The organism is Citrobacter sp. S46_ASV_140 (genome assembly GCF_018919545.1).
Classification (GTDB): Bacteria; Pseudomonadota; Gammaproteobacteria; order Enterobacterales; family Enterobacteriaceae; genus Citrobacter; species Citrobacter braakii.
On the sequence record NZ_JAHLRC010000229.1, the window covers coordinates 1 to 2,831 of the forward strand.

The following is a 2,831-nucleotide window of genomic DNA, read 5'->3' on the forward strand; positions in this document are numbered from 1 at the left end:
CCGCTGAACTGGTTGCAACACCTTCGATCACTGGCATATAAACGTTTTCGCTGTCCGGTAACATCTGACGACTTTTATTCAGTGTCACCCCACGAAAACGGACCGTGTCAAAATAATCAGACGTCGTATAGCTTCGACCAATGCGCAGTACCGAATCGATTGCCGCAATTGGTTTTTCAACAAAACGCGTGGTATTTATCCAGCTACCTTTGTTCATTGCGCTGTAGCGCATCCACGATGAGCTATCGAGAAAATGCCAGCCATACATGTTTAGTCCGCTGTTCAGCGATAAATACAGATTATCGCTGTCACTATAGCCATTCTGCAGGCCGTGAAAATTGTAATAGTTGAAATTGTAATTGGTATACAGGCCATTAATTCCCTGATCCCATTTTTGCGGTGACACCCAGTTACGGCTATATTCTTTTACGAAAGCCTGAGGTACTTCTAAATCCAGACGCAGTGTGCCGGGTATCAGGGCGCTTTTCCCTCCGTGTAGCAGGGTATTAACGTCGAGCTTTTCAGCGGTGCTTTTATTTACAATATCATCCAGCCCCTGAATATCCAGTAGAGATGCGTCGTCTTTATTAATAAGCAGAGTACCTTTATCGTCATTAGCGACGGAAATATTAAATTTCCCGCGCCAGACGTTATTCACATAAACATCCAAATCATAAGCCCCCGGCGTCATAACCAGCCGAGAATTACTCCAGTCCATATCTGCTGAATTACCTACCAGCAGGCTGCTATTAAAATCCTCCGCCAACGCGCCGTATGAAAATATCGCGAGGCTGACAGAGTGAACTAGCAAACTTATACGAAACAGAGAACTGTTTTTCATCAGAATTGAACCTGGAGTCATTTATCTGGGATATCAGTGGATAGTGCTGAATCTCTTTGCGCCATAATCATCAAGCCAGGTTAGGCGATATTGCCCACCGGACTGAATTTTGCTGGATACCAGCGCGCAGCCAAACGGCGGTATAAACGCAGTCTCAGCCAGTAAATTATCTTTTCGGCTTTGCTTTAGCTCGCCCCCCTGCCATGTCACGACCTGAGGGATGGTCATGTAATATGGCGAATTATTCTTCAGGCAAGTGTGACCGCCAGAAGTCGAAACGGTAATTTTCTCCGCCACGCTGCTGTCGAGATCGCTCAGTTGATCCGGACGATAGAACAGTTTTATACGATTGCGAATGGCCACTTGTAGGTAGCTATCTCCACTCCCTTCAGGGACGGGAGGGACATCCAGAACGTTAAGCCAGAACACACTTTCGCGGTCTTTTGGCAGCGAATGGGTGTTCATCGCCGAGATTTTCAGAGCCTGTCCGGCGTGTCCGCTCATTTTTACGACCGGAGGCAGCAGAGAAAACGGCACTTTGACTTTCTCCGGCGCGGCGGAAGCATCGCCCTCGTCAATCCAGGACTGCACCAGATGGGTTTGTTCGCTGTCGTTTACCAGTTGCACCGACACAAATTTGGCGCTGGCCGGATAAATAACACGCGTTTCGTTGATCACAACGCTTGCGCTGGCATTCATGGAAATGAACGTAGCCGCAAGAAAAAATATCAGAGTTTTCATAATGTCGTAGAGGAGAGCCGGGGAGACCCCGGCTGAATGAGTTAGTCGTAGCTGAAGGAATAAGTTGCGTCAGTAACTACTTTACCGGTTGTTACGGCCGCGCCACCGTAGTTGTAGTAGTTGGCATACATGGTCAGTGTGACGCCATCTTCGGTGGCAGCGTCAGCGGAACTCAGACCAGTATCGAAAGCGGTATCAAACGGTACGGCAGTGTTACCGTCTTTGGTTAGCGCAATACCCACACCCTCGGCGCCATTGTCGCTGTAGTTTTTCAGGTATTTAGCGTCATCCGACAGGTTGCTGCTGCTGAAAGTGATTTTAAGCGTTTTAGCTTCGTCCGATGCCGCAGAGCAGTTTTTCAGATTCATGGTGAAGTCTTTGGCGTTGGTTTTAACAACACCGGCGGTGGTGCCCATATCACCCACAGCAATAGGGGAAAGGTTTACCGTGAAGTCTGAACCGTTATTGGTCACCACGTTACAGGTGGTATCGGACACTGAACCGTTAAAGGTAATAGTGCCACCCGCTACGCCGGTTGATTCAGCTGCAAATGCAGAGCCGGAAACCATCAATGCCGCTACGATGAATGTTTTGTTAAACATTTGTGTATATCCCATTTTCATAATCAAATTTACTTTTGTCAGTAGCGTGAAACTTTTTCCCTGCTCCCTGGTTCGCGCTACATCATCCCTGGCATCTGAACAGATGTTGATGATTCATTTCACCTTCTCTGGAGTGGCGCATTAGGTTGCAGAACAACATTTCGCGTCACGCTGTAAGGTTGGAATATAAGACCATTGTTTGAATATTCGGTAAATGTAAATATCGATTAAATTGTTTTTTTAAGATTAAAACGCTATTTTTAATGTTGTTTATAAATTTATATCATGAGCGAGGGGATGAAGAGGCTAGCGTTAAGAAAGTAATTACTGGTTAGATGATGGACAAAAGCTGCAAATGACGTTTTTGCAGAACAGCGGAATAGGCGAATGAATAAATTAATTAACTAATTGTTATCAAAAACTTAATAAAATAAACGTGTTAGATACAATTACTGTGTCGGCCCTGGGCTAAAGTGGACTCCCGGGCAGGGCAATCAATCGGGTTATGAACATGCTCAATACCTGTCTGACCGGATGATTGTGCCGCATTGCAGAATATCAGCTTGGCACACCGTCAAATTTCACCGCTAACTCTGCGCCTGAAAAGTCGCCCGAGCTATAAAATCATCGTTGCATCAATATACAAC

General features: G+C 46.1%; 3 protein-coding genes. All 3 read right to left on the minus strand.

The annotated features are described in order from the left end of the window. The coding region (locus KQJ19_RS23195) for a FimD/PapC N-terminal domain-containing protein (protein ID WP_253296409.1) at positions 1-841 on the minus strand (841 nt) is incomplete at its 3' end. A 33-nt stretch (positions 842-874) separates the two neighbouring features. After that, on the minus strand, positions 875-1,540 hold the full coding sequence (locus KQJ19_RS23200; protein ID WP_223952813.1) for a fimbria/pilus periplasmic chaperone: 666 nt from the start codon (positions 1,538-1,540) through the stop codon (positions 875-877). Between the two features lie 83 nt (positions 1,541-1,623). Then, the gene (locus KQJ19_RS23205) at positions 1,624-2,184 is read right to left on the minus strand and encodes a fimbrial protein (protein ID WP_047414269.1); all 561 of its coding nucleotides are present in this window, start codon (positions 2,182-2,184) and stop codon (positions 1,624-1,626) included. Positions 2,185-2,831 lie beyond the last annotated feature (647 nt).

Bases quoted from the DNA above. Each gene is read 5' to 3' on its own strand.
- KQJ19_RS23205 (WP_047414269.1), bottom strand. From the start codon at position 2,184: ATGTTTAACAAAACATTCATCGTAGCGGCATTGATGGTTTCCGGCTCT.
- KQJ19_RS23200 (WP_223952813.1), bottom strand. From the start codon at position 1,540: ATGAATGCCAGCGCAAGCGTTGTGATCAACGAAACGCGTGTTATTTAT.